We start from the raw sequence: 14,475 nt of genomic DNA, 5'->3' as shown, positions 1-14,475 counted from the left end.
TGGAGGATATAAAATTGGTAATATCTGAATTTAATAATATTAAAATTGCGGCAATGGCTGCTGCGGTATCAAATAATTGGACAGCATTAACAGAAATTTCTGACGAAGATCCAGATGTAATAAAAAAATTCACTAAAAAGACTGGTGTAGAAGGACGTTATAATGCTGGTGTAAAACAGACTACTTCTGATTTCTGCTATGCGGCTGCAAAAAAAATCATTGAAGAAAAGAATATTGATGTGAAGAAAATCGGTATTCTTGTTTTCGTGACTCAAACGGCTGATTATGGTATTCCTGCTACTGCTTGTGTATTGCAGGATAGATTGAGTTTGCCTAAAGATTGTATTGCTTTTGATGTAAACCTTGGTTGTTCAGGCTTTACTTACGGAATGAATATTGTAGCCAGTTTGCTTCAAAACAGTAATACTGAAATGGCACTGTTATTATGTGGTGATACTTCTGCCAAAGAAAAGAAATCCAGTGTAAAAGTTAAAACTACCCATTCGGCAAGTATGCTGTTCGGTGATTCTGGCACGGCAACATTGATTGTTAAGGAAAAGGAAAGTAAACCAATTAAAATGATTTCTAAAACTGACGGTAATGGCTTTAAGGCAATTATTGCGCCTTATGGTCAATGGCGTCACCCAGAAGCGCCAGAAGAAAAGAAGTGTTCATATATGGATGATGTAGCAGTATTTAATTTTACTATATCTGAAGTACCGGATTTGATAAAAGGAACGATGCAATTACAAAACTATACTCCTGATGATTATGATTGTCTGGTTTTGCATCAGGCTAATCTTTTTATCATGAAGCAAGTTGCGAAACGGACAGAGTTTTCAATGGATAAAACCTTAATTTCTTTAGATAAATTTGGTAATACCAGTTCTTCTTCAGTTCCTATTTCTATGGTCAATAAATATGGAAATGATGAAAAGAATAAGGTGATCCATACACTTATGTGTGGGTTCGGTGTAGGTTTATCCTGGAGTACTATCGATTGTTTCGTTAATACTAAAGATATTTTACCTTTGGTACACACTGACGAATATTTTGATGATGGATACATTTCTTACGAAGAGTAAGATGTGATCTATATAAATAAAAGTAAAGGGGTAAGAAAATGACTATTGAAGAAAAGTTAGCATTACTGGAAGAAACTATGGAGATGGATGCAGGTTCGTTGAAAGCAGATATGGATCTTTGTGATGTTGAGGAATATGATTCTATGTCTAAACTTTCTATTATTGTTATGATGGAAGATGAATTTGGTATAAAACTTACTAGTGAAGTAGTAAAAGGTTTTCAGACAGTTCAGGATATTCTTGAGCTTATGAAATAATGATTTCAATAGCTGGTGCAGCAGTTTAATTATTATTGCTGCACCATAATCTTAACTATAGAGGTGAAATATGAATAATTTAAAAAAATATCAGTCGGTGTTTGTTGATATTTTTAATGTACCTTTAGAGGTATTAAATGATAATTTTACTTTTGCAAATACTGAAAATTGGGATTCTATTACTCATATGGGCTTAATTGCGGATCTGGAAACTGTTTTTGATGTAATGTTAGATACAGAAGAAATTTTAAATTTTGGTTCTTATGAAAATGGGAAAAAAATATTGCAATCTAAAGGTGTAGATTTTAATGCTTGATGGTAAATTTTGTTTAATTACTGGTGGAACGAGGGGAATTGGCAAGGCTATTGCTCAATTATTTTCTCAAAATGGAGCTATTGTTTATGTTGTAGGCCGCAATGCAGAAAATGCTTGTTGGATACAAGAGTGGAATAAAATGGCAATAGGTAAAATAATATTTCTTAATTTCGATATTACTGATGAAAAAGCGGCAATAAATGTAATATATCAAATACGGAAAGAATGTAAACATTTAGACGTATTGGTTAATAATGCCGCTGTTGAATATAACGAATGTATAGGGATGATTTCTTATTTGCATATGATGGAAATGTTAGAGATTAATATTGCAGGCACAATTAATATGTTACAGATAATTAGCAGATTAATGTCAAGGCAAGGTACAGGTGGCAATATCATTAATATTGCTTCTGTGGTAGGTATTCAGGGAAACCCGGGGCAACTCGTCTATTCTGCTACTAAAGGAGCTGTAATAGCGATAACAAAAACGGCAGCTAAAGAACTTGCTTCAAAAAATATTCGCGTAAATGCTGTAGCTCCTGGATTAACTCGTACTGAAATGATAAAAAATACAGATAAAAAATTTTTGGAAAATAGAATAAATAGAATTGCATTGAAACGTATGGCTGAACCGGAAGAAATTGCACAAGCATGCTTTTTTTTAGCTTCAGATAATGCTGCTTATATAACGGGACAAGTGTTAAGTGTAGATGGATGCACGTCATTATAAAAAATTTGTTTTCTAACGGGGTAATTATATGTTTTTAAATATTGATGCACATAACGAAAATAAAATAGCTCTAACTGATGATACCGGTGAGACAATGTCGTATGGACAATTACAAAATTTTATCTTGAATTTCAAAAATGTAATGCCAACTCGATCAGTAGTATTCATTTTATGCTCCAATACTATTGGTGCAGTTGCTACTTTTTTAGCTTGTATTGAAAATAAAGTAGTACCTTTGTTATTAGGCAAGGATTTGGATAGAGATTTATTGAGAAATTTAATTGATGTCTATCAACCACAATATTTAATAGTACCAGGAAATATGGAAGTTGAATTTAATAATTATATATTAGTATCGAAAATAAACAATTTTGTTGTCTTATACACTAAATTTCCTCAATATGCCGTAAATGAAGAGTTGTCTTTTCTTTTAACAACGTCTGGTAGCACTGGTTCACCTAAACTGGTGCGCCACAGCTATAAAAACGTATATTTCAGTTATAAACAAGTAGCAGAGTTTTTTGGATTTACAGCAAATGATATTGGTTTGGCTGATTTACCAATAAACTATACTATGGGTTTATCTGTGATTTGTAGTCATCTTTATGCAGGCAGTGAAGTAGTATTGACGGATTATAATTTGATAAATAAAGAGTTCTGGAAAATTTTTAATACAAAGGGAATTACTGATATTACAGGTGTACCATTTAGCTATGAAGTACTTGATAAATTAGGCTTTTTTTTAAAAGATTATCCTACTTTAAAAATTCTTGCTGAGGGCGGAGGAAGAATGAATGATGTTTTATTTCAAAAAGTAGCTTTATATTGTGAACAATATAGTAAAAAATTTTATGCAACATTTGGGACAACAGAAACTACTGCACGATTAGCATATTTAGATCCCGCATTGGCAATTAGTAAAATATGTAGTATTGGTCGCGCGATACCTGGAGGTCAATTATCGTTATTAGATGTAGAACAGTGTATTCCAATAGAGGAAATGATAGCGGAGGGAGAACTGGCGTATAGAGGAGATAATGTTACGATGGGGTACGCTAATTGTAAGGAAGATTTGAATAAAAATGATGAGCGTAAAGGTTATTATATTACAGGGGATATAGCTAAAAGAGATAAGGATGGTTGTTACTATATAATTGGACGAATTTCCAGATTTTTAAAATTGTATGGTTTACGTATTAGCCTTGATCAATGTGAAAATATTATTAGTGATGAATTTAAGATAGATTGTGCATGTTTAGGTAATGATCAAAAGATGATAATTTTTTTAGAAAATAAAGAAATATTGGAAGAAGTAGTTTCTTATATAAGTAAGAAACTAGGGCTTTATAAAAAATGTTTTGTCAGTAAATATATTGAACATATACCACGAAATAATAATGGAAAAGTAATGTATAGCCAACTTAAGGTCTAAAGAGGTAACTGTGATTAGAATTAATGGAAATACCATGGGAAGCTTTACCCAAATTTTAAAATACAGTATCAAAGATAAATTAGCCGCATTTGCTTTCATACTATTTTTTTGCAGTGATATTTTAGATGCAGCATTATTTAGAATTGTTCCCAACGTCACCAATAATGTTTGGGAGATATTAAAACCTATTGAGAATATATTACTTGCGGTACCAATTTTCTTATGTACTATTTATAGTGTTAAAAATAATAAGTTTAGTGTTTGGAAATATTATCTTGGCATATTTATTTTGTTTGCTATAACATGGATAATATTTCCAGAGTATGACATATGGTTTTTACACGAAGATTTTGGTATTGAAAATAGATTTCTTGTATTGACAAGAGGTGTATACGCATTACTTATTATAAGTCTTTTCTGTGATGGACAAAAGATATTTAACTGCCTTATTATTGCATCTAAATTAAATTTTATATTTTATTTCTTACAATATTATGCAGCCAGTGTACGGGGTTATTGGGTTGGTGTTGATGCTAACGGCGATACTGTGGAATTGGGATATCAATTACTTTTCGGATACAATATGGCATTTTGTCTGATAGTATTTTTAGCAGCATATATTTATACCAAGAAGAAAAGTTATTTGCTATATATACCTATAGGTTCATATACTATGCTAATGGCAGGATCAAGAGGAGCGTTATCATGCATTGCAGTTTTTTTGCCAATATGTATGTTAGTTTATTGGCGTGAATTTCGTAAATATGCGACCAAGACAATAATAATTGGGATATTGTTATCAAATGTTTTAATTGTAACAGCATTGATGTGGGATAATATTGCCTTACTATTGAGTGTATATTTAAATTCATTTGACTCTCAATCACGTACTATTGAAATGTTTGTAAATGGAGAAATTACAGAGGCTAATGGCAGAGATATTATTTATGATACTGCTGTAGATCTGATTAAAGAGGGTGGATTATTTGGGCACGGCGTATATGGGGACAGATATGAAATTGGGAAAAGATTTTACTGGGGTTATGCACATAATTTTTTCTTAGAAGTTTTTGTATGTTTTGGTTATTTGGGTGGAAGTATATTTATTGGTTGGTTAATTTATAATGTGGGTAAAATGATAGTAAGCTGTAAAGATATGTGTTGGAAAGCATTGCTTGTAATATTTTTATCTAGTTGTGTAAAGTTACTGTTTTCAGATTCTTTTTGGTACTATAAACCTTTCTGGGCGTTAATAGGGATATTTGGAATATGGAAATATTTATATATTAAAAAGTTGAAAAGCAAACGAGTCGAAAATAATGGATGAAAAAAAACGTCTTTTAAAAAATACCGTTATTATCTCAATCGGAAGTATTACCACGAAAATATTAAGTTTTCTTTTGATACCGTTTTATACTATATATCTTAACAATACGGAATATGGTTTATACGATTATATATGTACGCTTGGAACTTGTATTATCCCGATTGTGTCTATGCTTATGGATGAGTCCATGTTCCGCTTCTTAATTGATTGTAAAAGTGCCGAAGAGAAAAAAGAAGTCATTACTAACTCTTTATTGATACAAATATTGGGCATGTTTCTAATAGTCCTATTTGGTTGTGTATCATATTATATATTTAATATCAAGTATAGTTTTTTTATAACATTATATTATTTTGCATGTTCAATGGCATATATAATCAATCCTATATTAAGGGGGCAAGGATTATTTATACTATATACTTTATATAATGCATCGATTTCTCTATTATTAGTAACTTTAACTCTTATAATTGTATTATTTTTTGATATGAAAGTGGATGGTTTATTATTGGCCAATGCGTCTGCGCATATTATTATTTCGATATTAATTGGAATATATATTAAAATTTGGCGTTTTTTTGATTTTCGCTTTTATAAATTGTTAAAGATTAGAGAAATGGTATTGTATTCTTTTCCTCTTATCCCTAATAGAATAGCACTTGTTATTATGTCAATAGCTGATAGGATTATAATTATTAGTTTTTTAGATTTTGCTACTGCTGGAATATATGCTGTAGCCAATAAGCTAGCAACAGTTATTGGAGTAATATATGGTTTTTTTGGTATAGCATGGCAAGAGACAGCAGCTCGTGTTGTTAAAAATGAATATTCTAAAGATTTATATAATAATTTATTTTTTACTACATATTATTTTTTGGCAAGTATTTTGATTTGGGTTCTTACAATAGTACCATATATTTTTTATTTTTTTATAGATGTAAAATTTTTCAAAGCTATGAATTATATTCCTTTATTATTTTTGTCTGCATATTTTTACTGTTTAGCAATATTTTTAGGGGGAATTTTAACTGCATATAAAGATACTACAGCAATAGGATACACGACTATATCAGCTGTTATCACAAATATTATATTAGGAATATTTCTAATTGGTGAATTTGAGGTCTACGGGGTAAGTTTTGCACATTGCATTGCTAATTTTATAATGTTTCAACACAGAAAATTTTATGTTAATAAATATATCAAGTTAGATAAGTGTAATATTAGTATTATAAATTTATTGATAGCAATGTTTGTTATAGGTGCTTACTACTGGAAGAATCAATATTTAAATTTTTGTTCATTCTTTTTAGCATCTTTGTATTTAGCTTTTATTTTAAAAGAATTGGGGCTTATGGTAATCATACAGCAGAAAATGTATGGTTTTTGTTCAAGAAAAATACATAAATAAATATATAGGAGAAATAATGATGAGATTTAAACGTTTATGGTGGACTATAAGACTTTGTATGATCGGTGATAGTATGAAACGTGCAGATTATGTACGCACGCGAGATATTTATGGTTTTGTTGGGAAAAATGTGTCCATCATGCCCCGTATAGTGCCATTATATTCTAAATTAATAAAATTAAATGATAATGTGAGAATAGCCAGTAATGTTACTTTCTTAACCCATGACGGAATTAATTATATGCTTAATAATTGTTCTAGAACACAGAAAAAGTTTAAAGAAAGAATTGGGTGTATAGAAATAGGCAAGAATACTTTTATAGGTAGTGGTTCTACAATATTGTATGATGTAAAAATTGGAGAAAATGTCATCGTTGGTGCAAATAGTTTTGTAAACCATGATTTACCTTCAAATGGTATATACGCAGGAGTTCCTGCAAGAAAAATAGGAGATTATACTTATTATGTTAATAAACGGATACAGGAAGAAGAAAAAGGATTAATTGCAACTACAGAACATAATCAGAGTTTAACAGTGGATGAAATAATAACTGCTTGGAAATTATTTTATGACAAACGTAATAGTGAAAAATAACAAAAATAAAATACTTTATAATATAACTTATAGGATGGATGATTAATGAAAAAACATATTTTGTTTAGTATAACGACTATATTACTAACTGGATATTTTGCTGTATCGGCAACAGCGTCGCCGCTGGTAACAGCAAATGTGCCGCTGGACAGCAGATATTACAGCTATATCGACAAACTGGAAGGAATGGGTTATATCAAAGATATGCCGACAGGCACCAGACCTTACAGCCGTCTGGATATTGCAAAATGGATCATGGAAGCACAGCAGAAAGCACAGACGAAACCCATGCCAGGCTATCTGAAAACTTATTATGAAGAAATGCGCGCCGATCTGGCAGAAGAAATTGCTTATTTACAGGGTACAAATACAGACTATGGCAGCAACATCAAGCTGCGTGCTGTCGAAGCCAGGCTGGCTTACGGCGATATGCAGCAGAATTCCTATCGCTACCGTAAGGGGATCAATGCTTCCTGGCAGCCGCTGAATCGCAATAACAACGGCTACAGGTATGGCGACGGCATTAATATTATCGGCGCAGCAGAGATCTCCGGCAGTTTGAATAAAGATCTGGCTCTGAGCCTGACGCCAAGGTTCAGCTATGATAAAGACCAGCATGGTGACGCCAGTATTGAAGAAGGTTACGCAAAAACACATCTGGGCGTCTGGGGGATAGAACTTGGCAAGCAGGCTGTGCAGTGGGGGAAAGCGCCCTTTGCCATGAGTAACAATGCCACGCCGCAGACGATGCTCAAGCTGAATCTGCTGGAACCGCACACCTTTGATAACGGTTTTTTAAAATTTCTGGGCAAAGCTAATGTCAACGTTTTTTACAGCCGTTTGGAAGGTAACCGGGCAGACAAAGCGCATTCTGCTGGGATAGCAAACTGGCAGCGTGAAAAGGATCATGCCGGACTGCTGGGAGTAAGGGTTGATATAGTGCCGACAGATAACCTGTCTTTAGGACTTGAACGTGTATCAATGTTCAAGTCATTAAATAAGCATTGGATACTGGGTGATAATGCTGAGAGTGACGACCAGTGGAACGATATTGGCGGCATCGATCTGCGTTACCGTTTCCCTGGTGTCCAGCTTTATGGCTCTTTGTACGGCGAAGATCAGGCCGGCGGGTTCCCCTGTGAGCACGCCCGCAGTGTCGGTGTGTATTTCCCGCAGCTGTTTGGCGGTGACGGCAGTTGGGATCTGCGTATGGAACTGGGCGATACTAACAACGTCTGGTACAGCCACTGGACTTTAGTTAATGGCTGGACCTATAAAGACGATATTCTGGGTGATGCCATGGGTAAAAATACCAGGAAATATTATGGCAGTATCAGCCATTATCTGGCTAACGGCGACCGGATCGGGTTGGAATATACCGGTATGGATATGGATCGTGCCGCTGTCAGAAATCCGCGTGTGCATGAAGTGCAGCTGACCTATGTGAAAAAGCTGAATAAGTCTTTGTATCTGGACGGCGTACTTGGATATGCCAAAATCAAAAATGCGGATTATACCAGTGGACGCAGTGACAGCAGCAAACTGGTAGCTGTAGGCTTGCGCTGGGAATATTGATAGAGTTAAAGAGCAACGGTCAGTAAGTAAAAGCAGTATTTTGTAAAAATAAAGATAGGAAGATTTTAGAATGTATATCAAACGCCATTTGGAGACGACAATTGAAAAACTGAGCGGTTGTTGTAAGGTGCTGCTGGTTACTGGGCCGCGTCAGGTAGGAAAGACGACTTTGCTGCGCAGGCTGGCAGAAGGCAACAGGACTTATGTGACGATGGACGATATCAACGTACGCAGCTTGGCAATGACGGAACCGGGGCTGTTTCTGCAGCGGTATAAACCGCCGCTCTTGATCGATGAGATCCAGATGGCGCCGAAGCTGCTGCCGTACATTAAAATGTACGTAGACGAGCATGGCAATAACGGTGACTTTTGGCTGACAGGGTCGCATGCTTTTGATTTGATGGAAAACGTCACAGAAAGCCTGGCAGGCAGGATCGCTATCGTTCATCTGCTAGGGTTCAGTCATGCCGAAGTAGCCGGTCTTGGTGCGGGAGCTTTTGTGCCTGAAGAAAAATTTTTATTGCAGCGGGCGCAGGAAGCTGAGATACTGCCGATGCGTGATTTGTTTGGGCAGATTTGGCGCGGCAGTATGCCGGCGCTGAACAATGCCTCAGAGCAGGACTGGAACAACTATTACTCTTCCTATGTGCAGACCTTTCTGCAGCGTGACGTCAGGGCGCTGACCCAGGTCAATGATGAACTGCAATTTTACAGGTTTTTATGTGCGGCAGCCAGCTATACCGGCAGTATGATCAACTATGCGGCGCTGGCCAAGGAAGCGGAGATCACTGCGCCAACGGCGAAGCAGTGGCTGAAGGTACTGGAAGCGGCGGGGCTGGTATATTTACTGGAGCCGTTCATGCATCCAAATTTAAAATATGGTGTGAAAGCGCCGAAGGTATATTTTACCGATACCGGCCTGGCTGCTTATCTGCTGCGCTGGAGTAATGCCGAGATCTTGGAAGCAGGGGCAATGTCGTCGAGCTTTTTGGAAACATGGGCGGTAATGGAGATCTACAAGAGCTTCAGTAATTGCGGACAGATACCGCCGCTTGGTTATTACCGTGACTTTAACAGCCGGGAGGTAGAGCTTGTGCTGAATGTTGATGGCAGCATACATCCTTTGGCGATCCGCAAAAGCTCCAGTCCGGTGAAAGAAACGAAGAAGTTTGATATCCTGCGGCCGGTGGCAGAGGGAGAACGGGCCTTGAAATTAGGTGCAGGCGGCGTGATCTGTTTCGCCAATGATTTGCTGCCGATAGATGCCAGAAACTGGTATATACCGGCCGGGCTGTTGTAAATAGATGATAGTATAATTAAAAAGCTGATAAATATAGGCGTTTAAGCGCTTCTATTTATCAGCTTTTATTGTTTATTTCCTCACCCGCAGGCTCTGCGCGGTGAAGGTAACTAACGGTATATAATTTTGTTTTTCAGCATAAGGAAAGACGAACAGTCCGTCAAAGGCTTTCTGATTGCGTTCGCTGTGGGTAAGTACAGCCATGCAATGCTGTCCGTCGGCCGTACAGCTGAGATAAAGATATTGAACGATCAGGTTTTCTGCTGTCCGTCCGCTGCCCGCATCCACTATTTTGACGTTGGTGATCTGCTTGGGCAGCTCCAGCGGCGCCGGGTCAGTATTGTAAGTATAACGCGGGGCTGGGATATATTCGTATTCTTCGTTCGGTCCTAATGGCGGCAGCGGTATCTCGCTTCTGTTTTTGAGCGCTTCGCTGAAGATCCGGTTTTTAACAGGATCATTTTCTGTGGCGGCAAAGGTCATCAAAACAGTGTTGCTTTGGGCCCGCATCAGCATGGGACCTGCAGCAGGCAGTCCGGCGAGGGTATCAGTACCGAAATCCTTGGGCAGCGACAGGCTGTAATAAGGATCGCCGTTATAGGAATAATAATAAAAGTCCTGCGGCCAGATCACGCGCAGCGGTTTTTCCTCAGGGACCGGAGGTTTGATTTTTTTGATCACCGGTTTGGTTGGTTCCGGCTGCATATCAGCAGGAGGAGTTTTGATATCCGCATCGGCAGAGGAGGTAGTATTGGACGCAGTATCAGCCGGTGTTTTGGCGTTCGGCTGTGCTTTCGCTGTAGCTGCTGTCAGCCTCTGGGCCTGTGTCTGCGGCGTGATGCTGATGCCTTCAGGCGGATGTCCGTTACTGTTATCAGCTTCTGTATGGACAGAAGGAGCCTTATTTTTGATTTTATCGTTGCCTGGGTCAGCGGCCCAAACAGGGATTATTTCAGCGAGCAGTGCTGCTGTGACGATAGCAGCGAGAAAGAATTTCATGTTTCTTACTCCTTCAGCGGCGCGGCGATAATACCGCCGCCGACTACGTAATCGCCGTCGTAAAATACTACGGCTTGACCTGGGGTGATGGCTCTTTGCGGTTCGTCAAAGGTAACTTTGATCTTACCGTCCGCCAGCGGCTCGATAACTGCCGGTACGTCTTTCTGCCGGTAACGGGTCTTGGCGGTGACGCGCAGGGGCGCCTCCAGCTTATCGATCGCGATCAGGTTACAGTTTTCGGCAAGCAGAGCTTTCTGGAACAAAGCATCATTAGGGCCTAAAATAACTGTGTTGCTGGCAATGTCTTTATCAATAACATAAAGCGGGTATTCATAAGCAATGCCCAAACCTTTACGCTGGCCGATAGTGTAGTGGATCAGTCCCTGGTGCGTTCCCAGCACCTGACCGTTTTGGTGGATGAATTTACCGGGGCGCGGTTTATTTTTGGTAATGCGTTCGATAAAAGCGGTGTAGTCGCCGTCGGGGACAAAGCAGATATCCTGGCTGTCCGGCTTATGAGCCGTTACCAGGCCGCGGTTTTCGCTCATCCGGCGGATCTCGGGTTTGGTAATATCTGCCAGCGGCAGCAGGATATGCGCCAGCTGCTGTTGGGTCAGGTTAAAAAGCATATAGCTCTGGTCTTTGGCGTGGTCGTCGCCGCGGGCCAGCAGCCAGCGGTTTCTGTCAGCATCGAAAATGATGCGGGCATAGTGACCGGTAGCCAGATATTCACAGTCCATCAACCGGGCGCGATCGAGCAGTTCGCCGAATTTGATGTGTTTATTGCAGTCGACGCAGGGGTTTGGCGTACGGCCGGCTTCGTATTCGCTGATAAAGCGGTCGATGACGCAGTGCCTGAAGCAGGGACTGAAATTAAAGACATAGTGGGGAATGCCCAGCTTGTGTGCAACCAGTTTGGCGTCTTCAACGTCGCTTAGTGAGCAGCAGGCACTGTCCTGCTCCAGTCCCAGATCCTCGTTGGAGAACATACGCAGCGTGGCTCCGGTTACATCGTAGCCCTGCTGCTGCAGGAGCATAGCCGCGGCAGAGCTGTCAACGCCGCCGCTCATGGCGACTAAAACTTTTTTCTTCATAATTTATTATAAAACCTCGTTCGTTCAGGCATCAAAGGAAGCGCAGGCTTCGTTGATAGCGGCTTCGTATTCGCGCATAGCCAGAATAGTCTTTTCGATCAGCTCGTCGACGGTCCAGCCCAGGTTGGCAGCGCCCTTTTCAATAACGTCGCGCGAGCAGCCGGCAGCGAATTTTTTATCTTTGTATTTTTTCTTGACTGATTTCAGTTCCAGGTCCATAACGCTTTTGGAAGGGCGCATAATGGCAGCGGCGCCGATCAGTCCCGAAAGCTCGTCGATAGCGAACAGCACCTTTTCCATCTGGTGCTGCGGTTCGATATCGTTTTGCGCCAGGCCGTAGCCGTGGCTGGCGGTAGCGCGGATCAATCTTTCGTCCAGTCCGTGTTCGCGCATGATTTCCTGTGATTTGAGACAGTGTTCAGCAGGATAAACTTCAAAATCCAGATCATGCAGCAGGCCGACCTGAGCCCAGAAGTCTGCTTCGTCGGCATAGCCCAGTTCTTTGGCGAAGTATTTCATGATGCCTTCTACCGTCAGCGCGTGCCGCAGGTGAAAAGGTTCCTTATTATATTTTGTCAGCAGCTCCCAGGCTTCACTGCGGGTTAAATCAGCCATGAAAATCAATCCTTCCGTTTATGCGTATTGACGCGTATTTAATAAAATAATTATACCATAAAGGCACGTATGAACACTAGGCTCGAAAATACCTCGCCAAGGGTTCAAACAGTACCATAAAACAAGCGCAGAGGTGTACTCTGCGCTTGTTTGTCAGGAGAGGGTAAAGTTGATTCAGTCGCCGATAAAGCCCGGGGTGGACAGGTAACGTTCACCGGTGTCGGGAAGCATGACGACGATTTTTTTTCCGGCGTTTTCGGGTCGCTGCGCCAGAAGCGTAGCGGCGTAGGCCGCAGCACCGGAGGAAATGCCGACCAGCAGGCCTTCATTTTTCGCCAGCTCGCGGCTGGTGCTGAAAGCATCTGCCGCGTCGATAGCGATAACTTCATCGACAACGCTGCGGTCAAAGTTTTTGGGGATAAAGTTGGCGCCGATGCCCTGGATTTTGTGCGGGCCGGCCTTACCGCCGGACAGCAGGGGAGAATCGCTGGGTTCGACGGCGACGATCTTGACGCGCGGATTTTTTTCTTTCAGGTAAGCGCCAGTACCGCTGACAGTACCGCCTGTGCCTACGCCGGCAACGAAAATGTCGACTTCGCCGTTGGTATCGCGCCAGATTTCGGGGCCGGTGGTTGCTTTATGGATGGCCGGATTGGCCGGATTAACAAATTGTCCGGGGATAAAAGCATTGGGTATTTCTGCTGCCAGTTCTTCTGCTTTGTCGATAGCTCCCTGCATACCCAAAGAACCGGGTGTAAGTACCAGCTCGGCTCCATAAGCCTTCAGCAGGTTGCGCCGTTCAACAGACATGCTTTCAGGCATGGTCAGGATCGTGCGGTAACCGCGTGCTGAGGCTACGCTGGCCAGGCCGATACCTGTATTACCGCTGGTCGGTTCGATGATGACCGAATCTTTTTGCAGCAGTCCCCGGGCTTCGGCGGCGTCGATCATCGCCATGGCGATACGGTCTTTGGCGCTGCCGGCCGGGTTAAAATATTCCAGCTTGGCGATGATAGTCGCCTGCGGAGCAAATTTCCTGTTATAGTTGGTCAGCTCTAAGAGCGGGGTGTTGCCGATCAAGTCGATCAGGCTACGATAAATTTTAGTCATGATATCAAAACCTTTCTTTAATAAATTATGCTGCAAGCGGTAATTTACTTACAACATCGGCATTTCTGCCGCTGTTGCTCCACTAAGTCAGCCAAGGTGATGTTATCGACTACTTTATTAACGGCGTCTTTTATTTCACGCCATACTTCCATGGTTACACATTCGTCTGCACGGGTGCAGGCGTCCTTGGTATCGTCTACGCAGGCTACCGGGGCCAGATTGCCTTCCAGCAGCCGCAGTATTTCGCCTACAGTATATTCCTGCGGCTCTTTGGCGAGCATATAGCCGCCCTGGGCGCCGCGGGCGCTTTTGACAAGTCCGGCGCGGCTCAGCTGGGTAATGATCTGTTCCAGATATTTGTCGGAAATATCCTGCCGCTGGGAGATATTTTTAATGGGGATGAAGCTGCCGGTATGATTGTAAGCCAGGTCAAGCATCAGCCGCAAAGCATAACGTCCTTTGGTAGAGATTTTCATAAGCACACGTCCTTTCAAAAGCTTGACATTATTTTACTACTAGTTTACTAGGAATTCAATAGCTGAACAAAAAAATTTTTTCTACACAAAAAATTCACAAAATAATCTTGACAAAAATACTGGGAATTACTATACTGAAAGTGTAATCAT

The 14,475-nt window shown here is 40.3% G+C and carries 15 protein-coding genes; 10 read left to right on the top strand and 5 right to left on the bottom strand.

Going from position 1 to position 14,475, the window contains the following annotated elements; all coding sequences use genetic code 11:
• The first annotated feature begins 14 nt into the window (after nt 1–14).
• From PFJ30894_RS01795 to PFJ30894_RS01750, 10 genes are all read left to right on the top strand, one after another.
• Entirely contained in the window at nt 15–1,085 is a 1,071-nt protein-coding gene (locus PFJ30894_RS01795; protein WP_125668877.1) for a 3-oxoacyl-ACP synthase III family protein, read from the top strand.
• Between the two features lie 38 nt (nt 1,086–1,123).
• Nucleotides 1,124–1,342 carry an acyl carrier protein gene (locus PFJ30894_RS01790; RefSeq protein WP_125668876.1) on the top strand — a complete coding sequence of 73 codons (219 nt, stop codon included), beginning with the start codon at nt 1,124–1,126 and terminating at the stop codon, nt 1,340–1,342.
• A 70-nt stretch (nt 1,343–1,412) separates the two neighbouring features.
• Complete coding sequence (locus tag PFJ30894_RS01785) at nt 1,413–1,658, top strand: acyl carrier protein (protein WP_125668875.1); 246 nt, start codon at nt 1,413–1,415, stop codon at nt 1,656–1,658.
• Entirely contained in the window at nt 1,651–2,391 is a 741-nt protein-coding gene (locus PFJ30894_RS01780) for an SDR family NAD(P)-dependent oxidoreductase (protein WP_125668874.1), read from the top strand. Before PFJ30894_RS01785 ends, PFJ30894_RS01780 begins: the two co-directional genes overlap by 8 nt.
• Before the next feature lie 28 nt (nt 2,392–2,419).
• On the top strand, nt 2,420–3,823 hold the full coding sequence (locus PFJ30894_RS01775; protein WP_125668873.1) for an AMP-binding protein: 1,404 nt from the start codon (nt 2,420–2,422) through the stop codon (nt 3,821–3,823).
• A 10-nt stretch (nt 3,824–3,833) separates the two neighbouring features.
• The gene (locus tag PFJ30894_RS01770; protein WP_125668872.1) at nt 3,834–5,150 is read left to right on the top strand and encodes an O-antigen ligase family protein; all 1,317 of its coding nucleotides are present in this window, start codon (nt 3,834–3,836) and stop codon (nt 5,148–5,150) included.
• Nucleotides 5,143–6,561 (top strand): lipopolysaccharide biosynthesis protein, encoded by a 1,419-nt coding sequence (locus tag PFJ30894_RS01765; protein WP_125668871.1) that lies wholly within the window; start codon nt 5,143–5,145, stop codon nt 6,559–6,561. The genes PFJ30894_RS01770 and PFJ30894_RS01765 overlap by 8 nt, the downstream gene beginning before the upstream one ends.
• A 16-nt stretch (nt 6,562–6,577) precedes the next feature.
• A complete protein-coding gene (locus PFJ30894_RS11880; RefSeq protein ID WP_167457002.1) occupies nt 6,578–7,156 on the top strand; it encodes an acyltransferase in 579 nt (192 codons plus the stop codon).
• Between the two features lie 45 nt (nt 7,157–7,201).
• On the top strand, nt 7,202–8,731 hold the full coding sequence (locus PFJ30894_RS01755; RefSeq protein WP_125668869.1) for a capsule assembly Wzi family protein: 1,530 nt from the start codon (nt 7,202–7,204) through the stop codon (nt 8,729–8,731).
• 70 nt (nt 8,732–8,801) lie between these two features.
• Nucleotides 8,802–10,031, top strand: coding sequence for an ATP-binding protein (locus tag PFJ30894_RS01750; protein ID WP_125668868.1), 1,230 nt, complete (start codon nt 8,802–8,804; stop codon nt 10,029–10,031).
• A gap of 72 nt (nt 10,032–10,103) precedes the next feature.
• Here PFJ30894_RS01750 and PFJ30894_RS01745 read toward each other — a convergent pair whose 3' ends face one another.
• From PFJ30894_RS01745 to PFJ30894_RS01725, 5 genes are all read right to left on the bottom strand, one after another.
• A complete protein-coding gene (locus tag PFJ30894_RS01745; RefSeq protein WP_125668867.1) occupies nt 10,104–11,030 on the bottom strand; it encodes a hypothetical protein in 927 nt (308 codons plus the stop codon).
• A gap of 5 nt (nt 11,031–11,035) precedes the next feature.
• A complete protein-coding gene (gene mnmA, locus PFJ30894_RS01740) occupies nt 11,036–12,124 on the bottom strand; it encodes a tRNA 2-thiouridine(34) synthase MnmA (protein ID WP_125668866.1) in 1,089 nt (362 codons plus the stop codon).
• A 24-nt stretch (nt 12,125–12,148) separates the two neighbouring features.
• A complete protein-coding gene (locus PFJ30894_RS01735; protein ID WP_125668865.1) occupies nt 12,149–12,739 on the bottom strand; it encodes a hydrolase in 591 nt (196 codons plus the stop codon).
• A 174-nt stretch (nt 12,740–12,913) separates the two neighbouring features.
• Nucleotides 12,914–13,849 (bottom strand): cysteine synthase A, encoded by a 936-nt coding sequence (gene cysK / locus PFJ30894_RS01730; RefSeq protein ID WP_125668864.1) that lies wholly within the window; start codon nt 13,847–13,849, stop codon nt 12,914–12,916.
• A 44-nt stretch (nt 13,850–13,893) separates the two neighbouring features.
• Nucleotides 13,894–14,325 carry an RrF2 family transcriptional regulator gene (locus PFJ30894_RS01725; RefSeq protein ID WP_021717783.1) on the bottom strand — a complete coding sequence of 144 codons (432 nt, stop codon included), beginning with the start codon at nt 14,323–14,325 and terminating at the stop codon, nt 13,894–13,896.
• Nucleotides 14,326–14,475: the final 150 nt, after the last annotated feature.

Origin of the sequence: Phascolarctobacterium faecium, from assembly GCF_003945365.1 — a bacterium.
Classification (GTDB): Bacteria; Bacillota; Negativicutes; order Acidaminococcales; family Acidaminococcaceae; genus Phascolarctobacterium; species Phascolarctobacterium faecium.
The sequence above is the reverse complement of the archived record's forward strand: the minus strand, read 5'-3'. Positions and strand labels throughout refer to the sequence as shown.

What these genes read in the sequence shown, in the direction of transcription:
- PFJ30894_RS01790 (WP_125668876.1), top strand. Translation starts at nt 1,124, where the DNA reads ATGACTATTGAAGAAAAGTTAGCATTACTGGAAGAAACTATGGAGATG.
- PFJ30894_RS01785 (WP_125668875.1), top strand. Translation starts at nt 1,413, where the DNA reads ATGAATAATTTAAAAAAATATCAGTCGGTGTTTGTTGATATTTTTAAT.
- PFJ30894_RS01780 (WP_125668874.1), top strand. Translation starts at nt 1,651, where the DNA reads ATGCTTGATGGTAAATTTTGTTTAATTACTGGTGGAACGAGGGGAATT.
- PFJ30894_RS01775 (WP_125668873.1), top strand. Translation starts at nt 2,420, where the DNA reads ATGTTTTTAAATATTGATGCACATAACGAAAATAAAATAGCTCTAACT.
- PFJ30894_RS01765 (WP_125668871.1), top strand. Translation starts at nt 5,143, where the DNA reads ATGGATGAAAAAAAACGTCTTTTAAAAAATACCGTTATTATCTCAATC.
- PFJ30894_RS11880 (WP_167457002.1), top strand. Translation starts at nt 6,578, where the DNA reads ATGATGAGATTTAAACGTTTATGGTGGACTATAAGACTTTGTATGATC.
- PFJ30894_RS01755 (WP_125668869.1), top strand. Translation starts at nt 7,202, where the DNA reads ATGAAAAAACATATTTTGTTTAGTATAACGACTATATTACTAACTGGA.
- PFJ30894_RS01750 (WP_125668868.1), top strand. Translation starts at nt 8,802, where the DNA reads ATGTATATCAAACGCCATTTGGAGACGACAATTGAAAAACTGAGCGGT.
- PFJ30894_RS01745 (WP_125668867.1), bottom strand. Translation starts at nt 11,030, where the DNA reads ATGAAATTCTTTCTCGCTGCTATCGTCACAGCAGCACTGCTCGCTGAA.
- mnmA (WP_125668866.1), bottom strand. Translation starts at nt 12,124, where the DNA reads ATGAAGAAAAAAGTTTTAGTCGCCATGAGCGGCGGCGTTGACAGCTCT.
- PFJ30894_RS01735 (WP_125668865.1), bottom strand. Translation starts at nt 12,739, where the DNA reads ATGGCTGATTTAACCCGCAGTGAAGCCTGGGAGCTGCTGACAAAATAT.
- cysK (WP_125668864.1), bottom strand. Translation starts at nt 13,849, where the DNA reads ATGACTAAAATTTATCGTAGCCTGATCGACTTGATCGGCAACACCCCG.
- PFJ30894_RS01725 (WP_021717783.1), bottom strand. Translation starts at nt 14,325, where the DNA reads ATGAAAATCTCTACCAAAGGACGTTATGCTTTGCGGCTGATGCTTGAC.